This window comes from Alteromonas sp. ABH4_453, assembly GCF_056160665.1.
The window spans coordinates 375440-394396 of sequence record NZ_JBSWXP010000006.1; the positions used below are offsets into that span (position 1 = coordinate 375440).

Sequence of the window (18957 nt, forward strand, 5' to 3'; positions counted from 1 at the left end):
CCAAGCATAGTGTAGCGCTAAAGTGTTTCAGTAATACAGCGCAAATGTAACTAAACGTGAGTCAATTTTGTGTAAAGAGAGATAGATCGTTAAAACGAAGTTCGCTGTTCGGAAAGAGGAGAAGGGGGGATGCTCGAGATACTACAAACTTGGTCCCTGCCATTATCCTTGGCGTAGTACAGCGCCTTGTCAGCACACCGTATAGCGCAGGAGATATCAGTACCCGGTGTAACCTCACTTACGCCAAAGCTGCTTGTTACGTGAAATTCACTGCCGTTAATATTAAGGGGAGCTTGATTTAATGTTTCTCTTATTTGCTCTAGTGCCTGCACAGCACCTGTTTCATCAGTGTCATTAAATATAAACATAAACTCTTCACCACCCCACCGCGCAATTATGTCTTGCTTGCGAAGACGGGAGGTGAACACTTTAGATATTTGTACCAGTACTTCGTCACCCTGCTCGTGACCCAAGGTGTCATTAATACGTTTAAAACGGTCAATATCGGCAATAGCGATTGAAAACTTGCTCTTGTTGCGCACAACTCTGGCGTATTCTCGCTCCAGGCATTGTTGTGCACCGCGCCTGTTCAATAATTGAGTAAGGTGATCATGTTTTGCCTGACGCTCAAATTGTTCGCTTAAGAACAGTGCAGTATCGTAACTTTTTTGGCGGCTATACTCGTAAAAAGCAGATAGAAAGGAGACTGTCATAAATGAATAGAGCAGCCTTGTTTTAAATGCGTAGGTGTATTGGGTAATCAGTATAGCCTCATCAAACCCGAACATGACGATTGCGCTCACTACGGTGAACGCGATAAGTGAGAATAATCCGCGAATAAACCCAGCAAAAAACATGGTGACAGGGGGAACTAAATATATCCACAAAGGCCCTGTGTTATCTTTACCGCCCGTTATGAGTAGCAATAACGTGAGCACCATTAGGCAAAGGATTAATAAGGTTATGGAGGCCGTGCGCGCGCGTGGCGTTGCAACACGTACCTGCAATCGCTGAGATATGGCGAAAGCGACGCTGGCGGTGAAAAGGATTGTTGAAAGAGAATGTTCAGCTGCGAAGAACGCTCTACAACCCAGAATAAACGTAATAGACATACCCACAGCGGCGAATAAGTTGACAACCATGATGCGTCTGTTGGTTTCGTCTTTGTAGTGGCGACTTACACCGCTCAATACATATTGCTTTAAAATACTAAGCATAGCTGTAAAGTGTTAAAGGGCCTGGTCAACGTGTTGAGCCAATTGAGTCATCGCGTTTCTCATGGCTTTAATACTTGATGAAAACCCGTCACTTTCTATTGTTGCGTTGAATTTGAAGGGATGAATAGAGGTACCGTTCGCTGTGCTGCTAATTGTATACTGACCAGAGAATACGACGTCGCCCTCATAGGTACTAATAAAATCCTCAATGTGTAAAGATAAGTGGGTTGACTCTTCGTTAAGATATTGGTCCCCGCGATTAAGTGATATTTTTTTATCGGCCAATGCGCTTGTAAGCACTTTTGTTACGCCTTCTTCCACTGGCTCGGCCCACAAATGACGAGTTGAAATGTGCAAATTGGTGTCACTCGTTTGGTACACTAACCCTCTGTGCTTTAAATACTCCGGCAGGGTTATTTTATCTAAAATAATGACTTTTTTGGCAGCGCTATGCATCAAGGGCATGCTATCGGTTGAGTGAAGCAAATAGTAATTAAGTGAGGTAGGTGAAGAGGTACACCCCTGTATTAACAGAAATGTAAGTACTAATACACTAACTTGTAACGCCTGTTTTCTTAGAAAAGCCAAGCCTGATATAAACTGCATTATCATTCGATTTGAGTCCTTCATCCTTGAACGGCGGATGTACTGGTAATAATTTACACTGTATTCACAATCTTTCACATTAGACCATAGCGCAATTAAGCATTGGCATATTGTGAAAATTAACAGATATGTAAAGTGTGTTTTTTTAAGCTTTATAGCATTTTCTATGCCAAGTAAGCTGTATTAACTTTCAAACTTGAAAAAACGCATATCTCTAATTTCTAGCTTTAGGTTGAACATCCGCTTCGCTATCCTGTGAAAAAATTAAGCTATTAGGCGATTGATTCAGTTTCAATAGCAACGGTTGTATATTTCGCATTGTTTCTTGAAGGGCATCAACGGTTTCTTTTATCTCCGATTGATTAAATCCACCTTCGCTGTAGTTTTTGAGCAAGCCATCAAGACTCACAAGCACTTGATTTAGATTGCTGTTGAGCGCTTTGGCATCAATGTCTTCAATCAGAAGGTCAAAGTCACTGCTTGCGGTTTCAACTGACTCTGCCGCTAAACGCATATCCTCAACGGCAAGTTGAACATTTTCGACCATTTCCTTAAGCGGAAGCTGATTTATCTTATCTAGGATAGCGTCGGCTTTTTGTGTTAACTGCGTGAATTCGTTACTAACAGTAGGGATCACTTCATAGTTGTTTATTACTGCTATCTCACTGTTACTGTCGGCATCTGGCACATGCTGTAAGTCAACATACAGACCACCCGTTAACACATTACCCATGCGAAGCGACGCACGAAGGTCTCTCTCTAGCCAGTTTCTTATCGTTTGCTTTATGGCGCTGAGCCCTTCTTCTGTATCGGGCTGTCGTGCTTTTCCAGGATAAATATTGATAAGAACAGGTATTGGGTAATCCCGCTCCAAAATATTGCCTTCAACGGCAGGAAAGGAGTTAATTGCAGTGACGTTACCAATTTCGATACCTCTGTACTCAACCGGTGCGCCAACGGTGAGCCCCCGTACACTTTCATCAATAAGTAACAAATATTCTGCGGCGACTTTGTAGCGTGCATCTGAGGCAGCCGTGCTGTCGCCATAAATAGTAAAGAAGGCATTGTCGAGGACTTGTTCACCCTTTGGAACGCCTTCGGGAATGCCAAAGGTGATGCCATTGGCCAAAAGGGTTTCTAAGCTGCCTGTTTCAACGCTAACACCGCTCGATTCCAATAATAATTTAACACCACTAACATCCCAAAAGCGCGTCGTGTTGGTAATGAGCTTGTGGTAGGGCGCTTCTATAAAAGCATCGTAATACACAACACGCTCTTCAATATTGAAGGTGGCATCTTCAAATTCGCCAACTTTAAACCCTTTATAGATAATAGGGTCGCCAGGCTTGTAGGCAAATTCGTCGTCACTTTTTAGCATAACATGTAGCCCGGGCGTGCCAGGAGGCGTAACAGGTGGCCGCTCAAGCGCGGTAAAATGAAGGCGCTCTTCACCTTTATCATGAGCCGACATCGCAATATAGCTGCCAGATAAAAGCGTGTTGAGTCCAGATACCTCTGAAAAGCTTATACGGGGAGCCACAACCCAAAACTTCGCATTTTCATTTAGCAGATGAGAAGCGCTAGCATCGATTCTTGCAGTAACAAGTACCCCGTCGAGATCAGGCTTTAACGTTATTTTTTTCACTTGGCCAATATCTAAGTCGCGCACCTTAATCGGAGTCTTATTGATTTCAATACCTGTTGCTGACTGAAGCTCTATGGTGATAAGCGGGCCTTGGTTTTTCCATTGGTAATAGACCATCCATCCGCCAATAACGATTACGAGGATTGGAATAATCCAAATGCGAGAAATGGATGAGGTTGGCTTTACCTTTGCCTCATTAATGTTTGGATCGTTTGTGGTCATGGTAATTGCTTCCACTGCTGCCAAATAAGCCTCGAATCAAACGTCATCGCGGCTATCATTGTTACAAATACTACGGCACAAAAGGCAAGTGCCGCTTGGCCCGGATAAATAGACATGGTGTTGCCCATTTGAATAAGAGACACCAGTACTGCCACAACAAAAACGTCTATCATCGACCAGCGGCCTATCGCTTCGGTGATGCGGTAATAACGTATACGTAATTGTTTTGAAGTGGTTTTCTCACGTTGTACGGAAAAATTGAGCCAAGCAAGAATAATTATTTTTGCAACAGGCACTACCACACTGGCAACTAAAATGATCAATGCAACAGGGTACGACCCCGATTCCCACAGCGAAATCACCCCGCCAATAATGGTGTTTGGTGTTTCTTGGCCAAAAAATTCAGTATACATAATTGGCAGTACGTTAGCAGGAATATACAAAATACAAGCGGTTAATAACAGCGCCCAGGTTCGCTGAATACTTGCTTTTGCTTGTGTTTCGCAAAGTGGTTTAGGTTGCGGAGGTTGCCCTTGTGACATCCACATGGCGTAACGTGTGGTATCAAATTGTGATATACAAAGCGCAGTAAATGCTGAGAAGCCTACAAAGGCGTAGAAAGACAGGCCGATAGAAACATCGGCCAACTCGGTAATTTTAATAAGACTGACCAAGGTACCCACAAGAAAAATTTCAGCCATGCTCCAAGGCAAAAGCGCTTTTACTAGCTTGTAAAGGCGAGGTAAGTAAAAAGGGCGACGGTTTTGAATTTGAGCTAAAGAAAGCAATAACAGGCCTGCCAATACCATACCGGGTAGCAGTAAAGTGGCTAAACTGGTTATTATCGCTAACGACAAGTAGTCGTGTTCGAGCAGTACGGTTATCCCAGTGGGTAGATCGATACTGTGCTTTTGTCCGCTCGCTTTGAATGTCAGGAAATTAAAAGGTAGTGAGAGCAATAAAAAAATCAAAGCACTGAAGGTATAAGCGAGCAACTTTTCGCTTGCGCCATCGCGATGAGATATTAGTGTGTGGTTACATACTGGGCACACGGCCCGTTGCCTGTGTGCTAGGGCGGGAATGTGTACCTGAGTATGGCATTGCTCACAAACTATAGATAACGTATTTGATTCAGCCATATACTTTTGCACGCCACTTTTTGTATGCTCGTTGTATGATAGATAGCAGCCTAGAGATATAACCCGTTGATTTTCGGTATCAACAGCATAGCTTATTGCGAGCATGTCGGGAAGCATAGCCGATCTTATTTAAGCGTATAACAACAATAATTGACGATAGAATGATGGAAAAAGCAAACGAAATTCGCAGTGTATATGGAAAAACTAAGAAGCAGGTAAGTCGTTTACTCCTGAAAAGGCGTGTTGGTTTTTTGCGTTTTTGGATGAGTATTACCTTTGCTCAGCGATGTTATTTTTTAGCAACCAGCATGCTTTTGTTGCAAATATTTCTGAACATAGAAAGTAGACTGTTTGAAGCAATAATGTTTGGTTTTGCACTTACGGGCATTGTTAGCGAGACATGGCCCAGGTTCATGACACTATGGAACAGCTTACCAGGTAAAGCTGTGATTCTGTTTGTATACGCAATCATCGCAAACTTTGCACTGGCCTCTGCAAGTGGGTTGGTGAATAGTATAACTGGCGTATCAGCAAACGCCTTGCCCTACAGTCACAATTTTGCGCTTATTCTTATGGTGCCAAGCTGGTTCTTTGTTACCACCATGTTAGGGCTCGTGGGTGGTATGCTTCTTATTATCTTCTATCTGTTTTTCTTACTGTTATTGAAGCCGTTTGGCGTTGCGCGGTTTTGGCATCCAAAACACTATCGGTTTGCTACCTCTACCACATTGGCAAGGCTAGCATGGACACTGGGCGTGGCGCTGCAGTTGGGAGTTTTAGCTGGGCAAGTTGGGCTACTCTCTGAATTTAGTAGTGAAAGTGCTAACCCTTTAATAAGCATAGAAAACGTAACGGAAAATGAGCTTGAAAATGGTGAAGCGCAACTTACTAAGGAACAGGCGGAAGATATTTCTGAGTTAGAAAAAGATTTAACCACGCTACTGACTAACGCAAAACAAAAGAGTGTTGATTACAAAAAGTCACAAAGACGCGCCTTGGCCTACTTCATTTATGAGTTTGAAGCCGACTCACTTTCACGCTGTGCTCATCCTGAGGGAACCCGCGTTATAGAGCTTAACGATTACGAAATTTTGCAGATTGTAAAGACAGATGAAGTGGAAGAGGGATTTATTTACACGGTTGAACCTTGTCGCTCTGCTGCAATTGGAAATTCAGTGAGTCCGTAAACTAGCGCTGAGATAATAATGGTTCAAGAAGTAAAAAAGCCCGCTTGTAGCAATCTACATGCGGGCTTTTAAATTTAGCGAACAACTGCTTAGAAGCTAGCGTTACCCGGTGTACGTGGGAATGGGATAACGTCACGTACGTTTTGCATGCCGGTTACGTATGCAACAAGACGTTCGAAACCTAGACCGAAACCTGAGTGAGGTACAGTGCCGTAGCGGCGTAGGTCGCGATACCATGAGTAGTCCTCTTTCGATAGTCCCATTTCGTCAAGGCGTGCATCGAAAACATCTAGGCGTTCTTCACGCTGTGAACCACCGATGATTTCACCGATGCCTGGCGCTAGTACGTCCATTGCTGCAACGGTTTTGCCGTCGTCGTTAATGCGCATGTAGAACGCTTTAATATCTTTCGGGTAGTTCTGCATGATAATTGGCGCACCAACGTGCTCTTCTGCAAGATAGCGCTCATGTTCAGAAGATAAATCGATACCCCATTCAACAGGGAATTCGAATTCTTTGCCGCAGTTCTGCAGAATTTCGATAGCGTCAGTGTAGTCCATACGAACAAAGTCAGAGCTTACTAACTTTTCTAAACGCTCAACCGCATCTTTTTTGATGCGCTGGGCGAAAAATGCCATATCATCAGGTAGCTCTTCTAGTACCGCTTTACACACATACTTCAGCATGTCTTCAGCAAGCTGTGCTACGTCTTTAAGCTCAGCAAAGGCCACTTCAGGCTCAATCATCCAAAACTCGGCAAGGTGGCGAGACGTGTTTGAGTTCTCTGCACGGAACGTAGGGCCGAAGGTGTACACCTTAGACATAGCTGTACAGTAAGTTTCAACGTTAAGCTGACCTGATACCGTAAGGTAGGTTTCTTTGCCGAAGAAATCTTCTGAATAGTCAACATTGCCTTTGTCGTCTAGCGGAAGGTTCATCATATCAAGGGTTGATACGCGGAACATTTCACCTGCTCCTTCTGTATCGCTAGCCGTTAAAATTGGCGTAGAGATCCAGTAGTAACCTTTCTCATGGAAAAAGCGGTGAATAGCCTGAGACAAACAGTTACGTACACGAGTAACCGCACCAATAACATTGGTACGCGGGCGCAGGTGCGCGTATTCACGTAGGTATTCAATGCTGTGGCGTTTTGCTGCCATTGGGTAAGTATCAGGGTTTTCAACCAAACCGACAATCTCTACCTCGGTAGCATCAATTTCCAATGCTTGACCCTGACCTTGCGACTCTTTCACTGTACCAGTTACCGACAATGAACAACCAGCAGTAAGGCGCTGGATATCGGCATAATTTGACAGAGAATTTAGCGCAATAACTTGTACAGGATCGAAGCAACTACCATCGTGTAGTGCAATAAATGATAACCCCGCTTTAGAGTCGCGGCGTGTTCTTACCCAACCCTTTACGGTTACCGATTCGCCAACGGCGTACTTACCTTTAAGTACGTCAACTACGGGCGCATGCGTCATGTTAATTTCTCCGTCTTACTAATTTTATGTTGTTGCTTACTATTGAGTCATTTTCAACAACACAGTGCATTCAACTATGAATGATAAAATGCACTAAAATTTGTTTTATGGTCAATGTTTTTGGATTGCCATGCCGATAAGTAAATAGGATCTGTGAAAGCCCTTTGCTTCTCATCACCGCTTTTTTTAAAACGTTTAGCGTTACTATTAGCAAGTTGCAGATCGAAACATGGTTTGGTGTTGTAAAAATAACCAATGAAATACAATCCAATAGCACGCTAGTATACCCAACATAAAGCGGGATGCCAGAGAACAGAGTGACAAATGGGAAATAAAAATGATTCAAGCACATCAGTGCCCCAGCAAGAGCAAGAACCAAGTGCTTCGCAAAGCGACGCTAATCGTTCAAGCGATACTGAAAATGAGAGACGTACTATGACGTATGAGCAACTTGCCGAGAGACGCTCAACGCCTCGTTCTCAAACGCCCTTTTATAAGGTCATGCTGGCACTAAACATTGTTGGCTGGGTAGGCATGGTTGTCGTACTCATTCTATTTCACTATGCGCGCCCCGATTTTATTAGTGGGGTACAGCAATATTGGGGAATAGAAGGGGATACCAGTTGGTCTGAAAGCCATCTATCAGCCATGACCATCATGTTGCAGGTATGTTTAGTGGTAACGTTGATCAGCATTATTATGCGGGCAAGGCGAAATCGACGTCGGTCGGATAGTTTTGGCGTAAATCTGATTATTCTGTTCGCCATCGCGGTTATTAGCTTGGTTACATTAGCCACGACACTGGGACTATAGACGGGGAAATAACATAGCCCCACTTGATAATTCCGCGGAAGGTGTATTATCAAGTGAGAGGTTAAAAGTTAGCCGTACGAGTGACGATTATTCATCAATTTAAATGAAAGAAGCTTGGATAAGCCAGTAAGTATAGGCTACATATGCAAGCACGAATGCGCCACCTTCCAAGCGGTTTAAGCGGCCTTGACGTTTAATGCCAATACAGAAAATGAACAGCGCAATGGTTGATGCGAACATCACCATAACGTCACGGAATAAGAACTCCGACCCCACAGTCATTGGCTGAATAGTGCCTGCAATGCCCACTACAGCTAAAGTGTTGAACATGTTAGATCCAATGACGTTACCAATAGCTAAATCGTGTTCGCCTTTCTTCACCGCCATCAGCGAAGACGCGAGTTCTGGTAAAGAGGTACCAATTGCAATAACGGTCAATCCGATAATAGTATCGCTAACACCAAAGAAGGTGGCGACTTCTACTGCGCCCCATACCAGCATGCGCGAGCTCGCAACTAGCAATAAAAGCCCCGCAATCAACCACATTACGTGGGTTTTTACTGTACCTTCGTTGCTGTTAATCTCTTCATCGTATTCATCGGCAAGGGCGTCTTTATCGCCTTTCATGCCGTGATAAATACTCCAAGAAAGCAGAAGCACAAACAGACCCAGTAAAGAAAATGCATCATCTTTCGAAACATTCAAGTCCCATACTTGCCATGCTGCAAAGAAAGTAATACCAAGTAAAACAGGTAGTTCTTTTTTGATAATTTCTGATTTAACTGCAATTGGGCTAATAATTGCGGTAAGGCCAAGAATTAAGAGGATATTGGCGATATTAGAGCCGTAAGCGTTACCGAGCGCTATCCCGGAGTTGCCTTGGACTGCAGCAAATATGGACACAATAATCTCGGGGGCAGATGTACCAAACCCAATAATGAGCATACCGATGAGCAGCGGGGAGACACCAAAATGATTAGCTACCGATGCGGCACCACCAACAAATTTCCCTGCGCTCCATAGTAGAACCGGCAACCCAATTAAAATAGCCAAGCTGGCCAATAGCATATGTTCTCCTTAAACCCTTCGTGTCTTGCGTGGTTACCTCAATGTGTAGGCAAACCTTATAAATAAAAGTAGCTTCAACCTATTCAAATGCACATAAGTTTTTGTTGTCTTAACGATGAAAAAAAGCCGTGCTGATAATGCTATGCAAATGGCGAGTAAAGCGTAAACTCAGCGCGACTTTAATCGAGTTTGTAACTTAAACAAACGCGACCTTAATTGTAACTGACAACACACTATTTAGAAGCGAATTACATGCACAATACACTGATTGTTACTGATGATGTTACTCCTTTCTGTAACACAGCTTTAACCGTGCTGACTTTTCAAGACTACCTTGCTGAGTTTCCAAAGTTGAACGAGCCCAAAACACGCGTTATTAATATTTGCGATACCACGCGTTATTTAAGTGAGGGCTACTATTGTTCACTTTTGGCCCAAGCACGTAATCACTCTGTATTGCCTTCAGTAAATACCATCAACGATTTGCGTATGGCTGAAGAGAAAAGTATCGATCGCATCGTATTCTCTTTGTCGGTATCTCAAGACAATACGGAAATAACTGATGAACCTTTATTAGTACTTTTCGGTGAAGTGAAAGATCAGCGCTTTAAGCGTTTGGCCCGCCAGGCGTTTGAAAAGTACCCATATCCAGTTTTGGTGTTAAGCCCGACGGTTACCGATACGAAAGTGTCGCCTAAAGCTACGGGTAAAGTGCAAATTGAGGGCTTTGCAAGCGTGCAGGCAAAAGCGTTTAAAGACTTAAACGCCAAGCAACAAGTGCGTTTCATTGAGCAATTAGAAGCACATACCAAAATCCAATGGAAAACCGGTAAAACGAGCAAACGTACTCGTTGGGATATGGCTATTTTGGTTAACCCAGAAGAGAGCACGCCGCCAAGTGATGAGCGCGCCATTAAAAACTTCGTGAAAGCAGCTGAAAAAGTGGGCTTTCGCGCAGATGTGGTGAGTCGACTATCGCAAGAAGAATTGGGGCACTATGATGCATTATTCATTCGCGAAACCACCGCGATTGACCACCATACTTATCGCTTGGCCCGTGCCGCAGAGCGAGAAGGCATCGTGGTCATGGACGATACACAGTCAATTTTGCGCTGTTGTAATAAGGTGTACCTGCAGGACGCGTTTGCTTATCAGAAAGTGCCAGCGCCAAAAGCGACCTTTGTATCGAGTGCATCCGATGAAGTATGCGAAAAACTCATTGCCGATTTTGGTTTGCCACTAGTTTTAAAGCTGCCAGAAAGTTCGTTTTCTCGCGGTGTGCACAAAGCTGAAAATAAAGAGGCGTTAAAAACGCGTTTAGAACAAATGCTGGCTGAATCGGCGCTTGTTTTGGTTCAGGAATATATATTCACTGAGTTCGACTGGCGAATCGGTGTGTTAGGTGGCAAACCTATTTACGCTTGTCAGTACTTTATGGTGCGCAACCACTGGCAGATATACAACCACCAGGGCGATAGATTCTCCTCGGGTGGATTTGCCACAATGCCAACATTTGAAGTGCCTAAGCCGGTGTTACAAGCTGCTATAAAGGCCGCTAAAGCGGTGGGTGACGGCTTGTATGGTGTAGACATCAAGCAAACCGGCAGTGCAGTTTATGTAATTGAAGTAAACGACAACCCAAGTATCGACTCGGGTGTCGAAGATAAATATTTAGGCAAAGAACTGTACGAACTGATTATGCAGGAATTTGCTGACAGGCTGGAGCAAAGAGGGCGATGATCACATCGGCTGAGCGAGTAATTGAAGTGAATGATGCAAGTCCACAGGAAAGCGCAAATGGTGCACATGGCCTGGCTGAAGGTGCGCCGAATACTATAACGACAAAAAGTGCCCGAGCGGCTTCTACGCAGTCGAATATAGTGCTGCGTGTGGCGACATTACACGACCTTGCTTCGCTGCAGCACATCGAGCAAACTTGCTTTACCACCGATAGGCTCAGCAAAAGTCGTTTCAAATTTTACATTGATGCCCAACACGCAGAGCTCATTGTGGCCGAGCGTGAGCCGTCGGGTTCAGGCTCAAACTTCAATAAAAATAATGAAGGTGTAAATAGCATTGAAGGCTACGGACTGTTACTGCTGCGCCGCGGAACACAACTTACCAGACTGTATTCTATTGCGGTGCTGCCCGAAGCGCGAGGGCTTGGTGTTGCTGAAAAGCTTATAAATAGCTTGGGGGAGCGGGCGCTGTTGCGGGGAAAGCGATTTATGCGCCTGGAAGTGGCAGTAGGTAATGCTGGCGCCATTGCTTTATATAAAAAGTTAGGATTTAGCCAGTTCGGCATGTATACCGATTACTACGACGATCACACCGATGCATTGCGTATGCAAAAAGTATTGGTGTCGAGTAAGTCGGTTAAGCCAGAGGTTTACCCGTGGTACCAACAGACGACAGATTTTACCTGCGGTCCGTCTGCATTAATGATGGCAATGTGTGCGTTAAACAATCGCTATGAAATGACACAGGAAAAAGAACTATCGTTGTGGCGTACCGCTACCACGATATTTATGATGTCAGGCCATGGTGGCTGTCACCCTGTGGGCTTAGCTCTCGCTGCGGTAAACGAAGGCTATGCAGCAAAAGTGATCATTAATCAGGATGTCCCGCTTTTCGTTGATGGTGTTAGAGATACTAACAAGAAAGCCATAGTCGAAAATGTTGAGTCGCAGTTTATGACAGAGGCTCGTAGAAAGGGTATTTCAGTTGAAATCTCTGACTGGCGAGTCGATATTATCGATCAAACACTTAAAGCTGGCGGAGCAGTGTTGTGCTTAATCAGTACGTACGCATTTGATAAGAAAAAGGTTCCCCATTGGGTTGCGGTGACTAGCTGCGATCACCACTGCTATTACCTGCACGATCCAGATGCGAGTGAGGGGCAGCCTGTCGAGTATCAGCACATTCCGGTCGCCCGCGAAGATTTTCTAAGGCTTGCGAGTTATGGCACGCGTAAAGTAAGAACATTGGTCCTCCTTAAAAAGAAAAAGTAATACAAGTTTGGAGCTAGGGCCTAGGGCATAAATCAATGCCTAAGGCCTTAATGGTGCACTTGAATAACGTTAACCTTTTTATTTAATGTTTTGAGCTGCTTTACTAATTGAGACAGCTCTTTCACCGAACCTGAATAATCAATATGCTTATTCATTTCTTGGCCTTTCACTGCACTTTTATAGAGCGCTTCACTTTCAAAACATGCAGTTTGCTTGTTTAGTGTGTTCCACTCCGCCTCTAAGTCGCTTGGAATACAATGGCGTTTTGCAATAATTTTGTCTTTTATTTGCAACACTTTCCCGATTAATAATTGTGCATCTGTTGGCATAATAGTATCTCCGTTTAATAATTCTGTATTAAGTGTCTGATAAATTGTGATTTATTGGTTTTCATTGGTTTAAGAAATACAATAAACGAATCTTTCTCACTTAACTTCACTATAGGTGTTGCATTATTGATGCCACGTTCAATAAAAAGTTGAGGACTGATATTGGAAGGTTTATGACTAAAAGCGGGGGAGTAGAAATTGTTATATCCGCGAATTGCAGTGGTAATTAAGACTGAGTTGAAAAGGCGATGAGGGTACGGTTCTAATAAATTACATGAAATAAAGAAGAGAGAATACGAGGTTCGTGTTCCTTGTACTAGGGTAATAGTGAAGTCTCTTTGCGAGCCTGCTCTAACGCTGTAATGGTGTTGTGCATATCGCCATTTACCATAAACTCATCAAGAATAGGCATTACGGCGGCGGCAAACGCTTCGTCAGCGTCACGATCGAAAAACTGTGAAAAGCCATCAGCAGACGAAAGTGCTAAATAGGCCTCTTGAGTAAGTGGAGCCGTTTGCTTCTGCGCTAATTTATGTGGAGATATAACACCTAGTTTTTCATTTAATTTGGTTTGAACTGAGTGGCTTGCCGCAAAAGCTAAAAACTTTCTGGCTAATGAAATGTTCTTCGCGCGCTTGGGAATAATCAGCACGTCAGTTGGTGCTTCTTCATATCTAGGGATAGTTTGGCTTATTTCAGGGAAAGGAAAAAAGCCAATGCGCGAGCGCATATCTGGCCTTATTTCTTGAATGACATAATTTCCGATAAGCGACATACCCACTAAGCCTCTTGATAACAGAGGTAAGCTTACTCTCCACTCCAAAGTATCGTGGTCTTCGATGAAGTATCCGTTTTTTCTTAAATCATTTAAGAAACTCAGGGTGGATCTAACACGTTCATCACTAAACGCTATCTCTCCTCTTGTTAGCTTCTTTTGAAAATCAAGACCGTGCAATCGCAGATTTAAATAGTCAAACCACGCCGTGGCGGGCCAATTACTTTTGGTTCCAATGAAAATGGGAGGTAGGTCATTCGCCTTTATAATTTTACAAGCGTTTATAAACTCCTGCCACGTTGTGGGCTCGGGTAGTGATAAGCGCTCGAACACGTCTTTTGAATAATAAAAGCCGATTTGATAATAGGAAATGGGCACTGCAAAGTAGCGACCATTGTAACTGAGGTTTTGCATTACGTTTTTGTCAAACGCGGCGTCTAAGTTGCTTTCTAGCCACAAATCATCGATGGGTAACACTAAGTCTTTTTCGATGAAATTAAACAGGCGTTGACCAGCATGCCAGTATAAAACATCAAAGCGCTTATCATCTGACAGCATATTGGGAAAAGCACGCTTATACTCTTCGCTACTTAAAGCCGTAAATTTCACTTCAGCAGTTGGGTAACGCAACTCAAAATCGTGCGCCAAGGTATAGAAGGCTTCTCGTTGTGCGCTTGTTGATACGGATACGCCTACATTGAGCTGCTCAGCATAACTCACTGCAATTACTCCGCAGTAAGCTAATAAACCCCAAAAGCGCTTCATCATAATGTTCCCTATTTTACACCTGCAATTTCGTGTTCGCATTTAACGACAAAAATTGCAAAACCTCTGAAACACTATAACGAGTTTTGTTTTGTCACTATTAAACTTTAGTCTCTACAGTTTGAAGCTCTATGTATACACCGCACTATTTATAAGCGTATCGCTTGGGTTTGTGTTTGATTTTCTTGACCTGACAATAACAAAAGTGCGGCGTCCAAATTAACAGATTAAGTAAGATAGCGGTAACAAGGCTAAACACAATTGACGAAGGCGTGAGAGGTACCGAAGGGCTGAAATTATCTAACACGCGCTTTAACGTACCATATTGAGTAGGCGAGGCCATAAACACAAGTTTTTCAAAGTAATGACCGTGCTTTAGCTTCCTCATGCCTTGCTCTAAAGTGGTGATCTGCGCGAAACGTGTGGCTTTCATCGAGGCATTCTCTCGCACAACTGGCTCACTGTTTTTCTGTAAGCTTTCAAGCATGGCTTCAACGGATGAGAAACCATGCTGTTTAGCGAGCGCTGATGAGCTAGACACCTCATCTCTCAGTGCATCATAATAACCATTGAGGTATTGACGATAATGATCCGCCAAAATAGGGACTTGTAGTGTAATGATAAACAAAATTGCAAATACAACTTTATCTAAAACACGTACTATCATTCAAATCTCGCTATAAACACTCTGCATTAATGATTTAACTAGTGACCCGCTTTAAAGTTGAATGTTCACTCTATAGCAAAACTAACATCAACCCTCGGGCCATCCGACGTCAACTGGTCGTCCAAAACTCATATTTCACCCAGCAAGAAGATAGTTAGCGTAACAATCTCACACACTATTTCAAGGCTGTGTAAATCGCATGGGTCAGCTTACTTAACTGCTCGGAAGATATAATGTAAGGAGGCATAATGTATACCAATTTCCCGAATGGCCGTATCCACACGCCATGTTTCACAAAATGGCGTTGAATTTCGGCTACATTGACGGGATTTACCGTTTCAACTACCCCTATAGCACCTAACACCCTTACGTCAGCGACTCGCGGCAAGTCTGCACATTTTGCCAACTCGGCTTGTAATTGTTTCTCAATAGCAGGAACTTGTTGCTGCCATTGATTTTTGTTAATTAGCGACAGACTAGCATTGGCCACCGCGCAAGCTAGCGGGTTCCCCATATATGTGGGGCCGTGCATAAATACTCCAGGCTCCCCTTGGCAAACTCCTAGCGCGACATCTTCGGTACACAAAGTAGCGGCAAGGGTCATATAGCCACCGGTGATCGCCTTGCCTAAACACATGATGTCAGGCGAGATACCCGCATGTTCACAAGCGAAGAGCTTACCTGTACGACCGAAGCCTGTAGCAATTTCATCGCAAATTAAAAGAACGTCGTAGGTATCGCAAAGCTGTCGGCAGCGCTTTAAGTATTCGGGGTGATAAATACGCATGCCTCCCGCGCCTTGAACAACAGGTTCTAGGATAAGGGCAGCCATAGTGTGGTGATGTTTTTCGAAAATCTCTTCAAGCGGAAGAATGTCATCTTCGCTAAACGTTTGCCCAAAGCGAGTTTGAGGGGCAGGCGCAAAAATCTGCTTGCTTAGCACGCCTTCAAATAAACTGTGCATGCCGTTGACGGGATCGCACACGCTCATTGCGGCAAAGGTGTCGCCATGGTAGCCATTGCGCGGTGCAACAATGCGTGACTTCTCTGAGCGCCCTTGACATGCCCAATATTGAATAGCCATCTTTATCGCTACTTCAACAGACACTGAGCCAGAGTCTGCTAAAAATACACGCTCTAAACCTGCTGGCACCATGTTAAGTAACGATTTACACAAATCCACCGCCGGCTGGTGGGTGATACCGCCAAACATAACGTGAGAGAATTCGTCGATTTGCTTGTGCGCAGCATCGTTGAGCACAGGGTGGTTGTAGCCGTGAATAGCTGCCCACCAGCTAGACATGCCGTCGACTAATACTTCACCGGTGGCTAAGGTAAGCTCAGCACCTTTTGCACCAACTACTTCATAGCAGGGAAGGGGGGTTACCGCCGAGGTATACGGGTGCCAAATGTGTTGTTTATCAAATTCTATATTGTTCACAAAATAACCATTGGTAAAGGTTTTAAATTGGTCAGAGTTGACAACTCGATATTGGGGCATAGACTAAGCCAGCAATAATAATTAGTAAAGGACAGTCAATGACGCTGGCTAGTGCGCCTTCTGCGCAAACGACAACTATTCGAAACGATTGGACCAAAGCCGAAGTCGAAGCTTTGTTTGCCATGCCATTTAACGACTTACTGTTTAATGCCCAAGTAGTGCATAGACAGCATTTTAATCCGAATGAAGTGCAGGTTAGCACGCTTTTGTCGATTAAAACCGGTGCTTGCCCTGAAGACTGTAAGTACTGCCCGCAAAGTGCTCGGTATGATACGGGCCTTGAAAAAGAACGATTACTGGAAATTGAAAAGGTCATTCAGCGTGCGAAAGAAGCAAAGCAAGTAGGCTCTACCCGTTTTTGTATGGGGGCTGCTTGGAGAAATCCACGTGATAGAGACATGCCTTACATTTTGAAAATGGTTGAAGAAGTGAAAAGCTTAGGTTTAGAAACCTGCATGACGTTGGGTATGTTAACCCGCGATCAAGCTGTGGCCTTAAAGCAAGCGGGCCTTGATTATTATAATCACAACCTTGATACCTCTCCGGAATACTACGGCGATATTATCACGACCCGTACTTACCAAGACCGACTGAATACGTTAGAGAATGTGCGTGCTGCAGGTATGAACGTTTGCTCTGGGGGAATTGTTGGCATGGGAGAAACGGTGAGCGATCGCGCTAGTATGTTAGTGCAATTAGCCAACCTTCCTGAGCAGCCTCAAAGTGTACCTATTAACATGTTGGTTAAAGTAAAAGGTACGCCACTCGATAGCGTAGAAGACTTGGACTATTTTGAGTTTATCCGCACTATTGCCGTTGCCCGTATTATGATGCCTAAGTCACATGTGCGGTTGTCGGCAGGCCGTGAAGCCATGAATGAACAGATGCAGGCGCTTTGTTTTATGGCAGGCGCGAACTCTATTTTCTATGGCTGCAAGCTGCTAACCACGTCAAATCCAGATACCCATGAAGACGTAATGTTGTTCAAAAAGCTTGGTATTAATACTGAGCGTACAAGGGATTACTCAGACGAAGCACATCAACAAGTGTTAGAAGAAGAAATTGCCCAGCAACAAGAACAAGCTGACGACAGTAACGACTTGTTTATTGATGCAACCAAGCCTAAGGTAGCGCCAAAGAAACAGCATTTAACGGAGGCGTAATGGCCTTTCACTGGTTAGACGATTCGCTGAGCGCGCGTGCCGGGCAAGGCTTGCTGCGCCAGCGCCACTGCCAACAATACGAAAAAGACAGCATTATTTGTATTAACGGTGAGCACTACCTTAATTTTTCAAGCAATGACTACCTAGGCATGCGCCAGCATGAGGGTGTATTGCAAAGTTGGGTTGAGGGGCTAGCGCAATTTGGTGGTGGCAGTGGTGCATCGCCTTTGGTAACTGGGCACACGCAGGCTCATTTGGCGCTAGAAGCCTACGTTGCCGATGGGTTAAACCGAGAAGCTGCGCTGTTGTTTAACTCTGGCTTTGCCGCCAATCAGGCACTGTGCATGGCACTTTTTCCTCACATGACTCACCATAATAAAAGCGCGAGTGCGGGTCATATTATTGCCGACAAGCTCATGCACGCTTCGTTTTTAGAGGGGGCACAGTGTGTATCTGACAGCGCTAAGCTTCGCCGTTTCAAGCATAACGACCTAAGTCATTTAGAGAGCCTGCTATCAAACGTTTGTCACAGCCAGTTATCCGATGCGGTTGGTGATTCTGATGCAAACCAGCAAGACATTCTGATTGCCAGTGAAGGTGTGTTTAGTATGGACGGTGACGTAGCGCCTTGCGAAGGTATCGCTGAACTGGCCGCTAAATATAATGCATGGTTCATGTTAGACGATGCACACGGTATGGGTGTATTGGGTGAAAACGGCTTCGGCACAGCAGAAGCTCTAAACTTAAGCCAGCAACAAGCGCCTATTGTTATGGGAACATTTGGCAAAGCAGTGGGCACGGCAGGTGCCTTTATTGCGGGAAGCCAAACCCTAATTGATTATCTGGTGAATTTTTCGAAGCACTACGTGTATTCCACTGCCATGCCGCCAGCGCAAGCGGTCGCGACCTTGTACTCTCTTACACATATCGCTAGTGATACTGCCCGCCGTGAGACGCTACAAACCAATATCACCTATTTCAGAGAGTCGTTTCAAAAACGTTTTGGACAGACACTCAATTCAAGCGAGAAAGACAAAGCACCAATTGAAATCACTTTGGGGCAATCGCAAAGCGCGATTCAGCCCATTATTGTTGGTAGCCCAGAACGTGCAATTGCACTAAGTGAAGGGCTAAAACAGCGCGGCATTTGGGCAACAGCTATCAGGCAGCCTACTGTCCCGAAAAACCAAGACAGGCTGCGCATAACGCTTACGTCAAATCATACATCACAAGATATTGACGTATTGCTTGATGCGCTAGAACTTTCACTTAATAATTTTTTGTTAAGTGAGACTTCAGTAGAAAAAGAGTCAGACAGCGCTGTGAGTACTCCTGACTCTGTAAGTAAAAAAGAGATGTAAC

Annotated in this window: 16 protein-coding genes; 6 read left to right on the forward strand and 10 right to left on the reverse strand. The window is 44.3% G+C overall.

The genetic code is table 11. The features are described from left to right. Positions 1-89: 89 nt before the first annotated feature. The 4 genes from ACXAGV_RS14280 to ACXAGV_RS14295 form a co-directional block, all read right to left on the reverse strand. Complete coding sequence (locus tag ACXAGV_RS14280; RefSeq protein WP_474873822.1) at positions 90-1217, reverse strand: sensor domain-containing diguanylate cyclase; 1128 nt, start codon at positions 1215-1217, stop codon at positions 90-92. Positions 1218-1229: 12 nt separating this feature from the next. Then, entirely contained in the window at positions 1230-1829 is a 600-nt protein-coding gene (locus ACXAGV_RS14285; RefSeq protein WP_474873823.1) for a PqiC family protein, read from the reverse strand. A 208-nt stretch (positions 1830-2037) separates the two neighbouring features. Next, positions 2038-3690, reverse strand: a complete 1653-nt coding sequence (gene pqiB, locus ACXAGV_RS14290; RefSeq protein ID WP_474873824.1) for an intermembrane transport protein PqiB — start codon at positions 3688-3690, stop codon at positions 2038-2040. Further along, positions 3687-4829, reverse strand: a complete 1143-nt coding sequence (locus ACXAGV_RS14295) for a paraquat-inducible protein A (RefSeq protein WP_474873825.1) — start codon at positions 4827-4829, stop codon at positions 3687-3689. The genes pqiB and ACXAGV_RS14295 overlap by 4 nt, the downstream gene beginning before the upstream one ends. A 413-nt stretch (positions 4830-5242) precedes the next feature. On the opposite strand from ACXAGV_RS14295, the gene ACXAGV_RS14300 reads away from it, so the two are divergent. After that, positions 5243-6016 (forward strand): hypothetical protein, encoded by a 774-nt coding sequence (locus ACXAGV_RS14300; RefSeq protein ID WP_474873826.1) that lies wholly within the window; start codon positions 5243-5245, stop codon positions 6014-6016. Positions 6017-6105: 89 nt separating this feature from the next. Here the strand turns inward: ACXAGV_RS14300 and asnS are convergent, their stop codons facing one another. Next, positions 6106-7503 carry an asparagine--tRNA ligase gene (gene asnS / locus ACXAGV_RS14305; protein ID WP_474873827.1) on the reverse strand — a complete coding sequence of 466 codons (1398 nt, stop codon included), beginning with the start codon at positions 7501-7503 and terminating at the stop codon, positions 6106-6108. A gap of 324 nt (positions 7504-7827) precedes the next feature. On the opposite strand from asnS, the gene ACXAGV_RS14310 reads away from it, so the two are divergent. After that, positions 7828-8316 (forward strand): hypothetical protein, encoded by a 489-nt coding sequence (locus ACXAGV_RS14310; protein WP_474873828.1) that lies wholly within the window; start codon positions 7828-7830, stop codon positions 8314-8316. A gap of 99 nt (positions 8317-8415) precedes the next feature. Here ACXAGV_RS14310 and ACXAGV_RS14315 read toward each other — a convergent pair whose 3' ends face one another. Continuing rightward, positions 8416-9384: a calcium/sodium antiporter gene (locus ACXAGV_RS14315; RefSeq protein WP_474873829.1), complete on the reverse strand. Its 969-nt coding sequence runs from the start codon at positions 9382-9384 to the stop codon at positions 8416-8418. A gap of 252 nt (positions 9385-9636) precedes the next feature. Here ACXAGV_RS14315 and ACXAGV_RS14320 point away from each other — a divergent pair, with 252 nt between their 5' ends. Then, the gene (locus ACXAGV_RS14320; RefSeq protein WP_474873830.1) at positions 9637-11124 is read left to right on the forward strand and encodes a RimK family protein; all 1488 of its coding nucleotides are present in this window, start codon (positions 9637-9639) and stop codon (positions 11122-11124) included. Continuing rightward, positions 11121-12395, forward strand: a complete 1275-nt coding sequence (locus tag ACXAGV_RS14325; protein WP_474873831.1) for a GNAT family N-acetyltransferase/peptidase C39 family protein — start codon at positions 11121-11123, stop codon at positions 12393-12395. Before ACXAGV_RS14320 ends, ACXAGV_RS14325 begins: the two co-directional genes overlap by 4 nt. 47 nt (positions 12396-12442) lie before the next feature. Here ACXAGV_RS14325 and ACXAGV_RS14330 read toward each other — a convergent pair whose 3' ends face one another. The 4 genes from ACXAGV_RS14330 to bioA all read right to left on the reverse strand — a co-directional run bounded on the left by ACXAGV_RS14330 (position 12443) and on the right by bioA (position 16372). Then, entirely contained in the window at positions 12443-12724 is a 282-nt protein-coding gene (locus ACXAGV_RS14330) for a hypothetical protein (protein ID WP_474873832.1), read from the reverse strand. A gap of 316 nt (positions 12725-13040) precedes the next feature. Beyond that, positions 13041-14267, reverse strand: a complete 1227-nt coding sequence (locus ACXAGV_RS14335) for an ABC transporter substrate-binding protein (protein ID WP_474873833.1) — start codon at positions 14265-14267, stop codon at positions 13041-13043. Between the two features lie 142 nt (positions 14268-14409). After that, a complete protein-coding gene (locus ACXAGV_RS14340; RefSeq protein ID WP_474873834.1) occupies positions 14410-14931 on the reverse strand; it encodes a DUF2937 family protein in 522 nt (173 codons plus the stop codon). A gap of 175 nt (positions 14932-15106) precedes the next feature. Then, positions 15107-16372 (reverse strand): adenosylmethionine--8-amino-7-oxononanoate transaminase, encoded by a 1266-nt coding sequence (gene bioA / locus ACXAGV_RS14345; RefSeq protein ID WP_474873857.1) that lies wholly within the window; start codon positions 16370-16372, stop codon positions 15107-15109. Positions 16373-16470: 98 nt separating this feature from the next. Here bioA and bioB point away from each other — a divergent pair, with 98 nt between their 5' ends. Then, positions 16471-17595 (forward strand): biotin synthase BioB, encoded by a 1125-nt coding sequence (bioB, locus tag ACXAGV_RS14350; protein ID WP_014976059.1) that lies wholly within the window; start codon positions 16471-16473, stop codon positions 17593-17595. Then, positions 17595-18956: an aminotransferase class I/II-fold pyridoxal phosphate-dependent enzyme gene (locus ACXAGV_RS14355; RefSeq protein ID WP_474873835.1), complete on the forward strand. Its 1362-nt coding sequence runs from the start codon at positions 17595-17597 to the stop codon at positions 18954-18956. The genes bioB and ACXAGV_RS14355 overlap by 1 nt, the downstream gene beginning before the upstream one ends. The last annotated feature ends 1 nt before the right edge of the window (position 18957 follow it).

Excerpts from the sequence above, each read along its gene's own strand:
- asnS (WP_474873827.1), bottom strand. The coding sequence starts at position 7,503 with ATGACGCATGCGCCCGTAGTTGACGTACTTAAAGGTAAGTACGCCGTT.
- pqiB (WP_474873824.1), bottom strand. The coding sequence starts at position 3,690 with ATGACCACAAACGATCCAAACATTAATGAGGCAAAGGTAAAGCCAACC.
- ACXAGV_RS14340 (WP_474873834.1), bottom strand. The coding sequence starts at position 14,931 with ATGATAGTACGTGTTTTAGATAAAGTTGTATTTGCAATTTTGTTTATC.
- ACXAGV_RS14300 (WP_474873826.1), top strand. The coding sequence starts at position 5,243 with ATGACACTATGGAACAGCTTACCAGGTAAAGCTGTGATTCTGTTTGTA.
- ACXAGV_RS14280 (WP_474873822.1), bottom strand. The coding sequence starts at position 1,217 with ATGCTTAGTATTTTAAAGCAATATGTATTGAGCGGTGTAAGTCGCCAC.
- bioB (WP_014976059.1), top strand. The coding sequence starts at position 16,471 with ATGACGCTGGCTAGTGCGCCTTCTGCGCAAACGACAACTATTCGAAAC.
- ACXAGV_RS14325 (WP_474873831.1), top strand. The coding sequence starts at position 11,121 with ATGATCACATCGGCTGAGCGAGTAATTGAAGTGAATGATGCAAGTCCA.
- ACXAGV_RS14320 (WP_474873830.1), top strand. The coding sequence starts at position 9,637 with ATGCACAATACACTGATTGTTACTGATGATGTTACTCCTTTCTGTAAC.
- ACXAGV_RS14335 (WP_474873833.1), bottom strand. The coding sequence starts at position 14,267 with ATGATGAAGCGCTTTTGGGGTTTATTAGCTTACTGCGGAGTAATTGCA.
- ACXAGV_RS14295 (WP_474873825.1), bottom strand. The coding sequence starts at position 4,829 with ATGGCTGAATCAAATACGTTATCTATAGTTTGTGAGCAATGCCATACT.
- ACXAGV_RS14315 (WP_474873829.1), bottom strand. The coding sequence starts at position 9,384 with ATGCTATTGGCCAGCTTGGCTATTTTAATTGGGTTGCCGGTTCTACTA.
- ACXAGV_RS14355 (WP_474873835.1), top strand. The coding sequence starts at position 17,595 with ATGGCCTTTCACTGGTTAGACGATTCGCTGAGCGCGCGTGCCGGGCAA.
- ACXAGV_RS14285 (WP_474873823.1), bottom strand. The coding sequence starts at position 1,829 with ATGATAATGCAGTTTATATCAGGCTTGGCTTTTCTAAGAAAACAGGCG.
- ACXAGV_RS14330 (WP_474873832.1), bottom strand. The coding sequence starts at position 12,724 with ATGCCAACAGATGCACAATTATTAATCGGGAAAGTGTTGCAAATAAAA.
- ACXAGV_RS14310 (WP_474873828.1), top strand. The coding sequence starts at position 7,828 with ATGGGAAATAAAAATGATTCAAGCACATCAGTGCCCCAGCAAGAGCAA.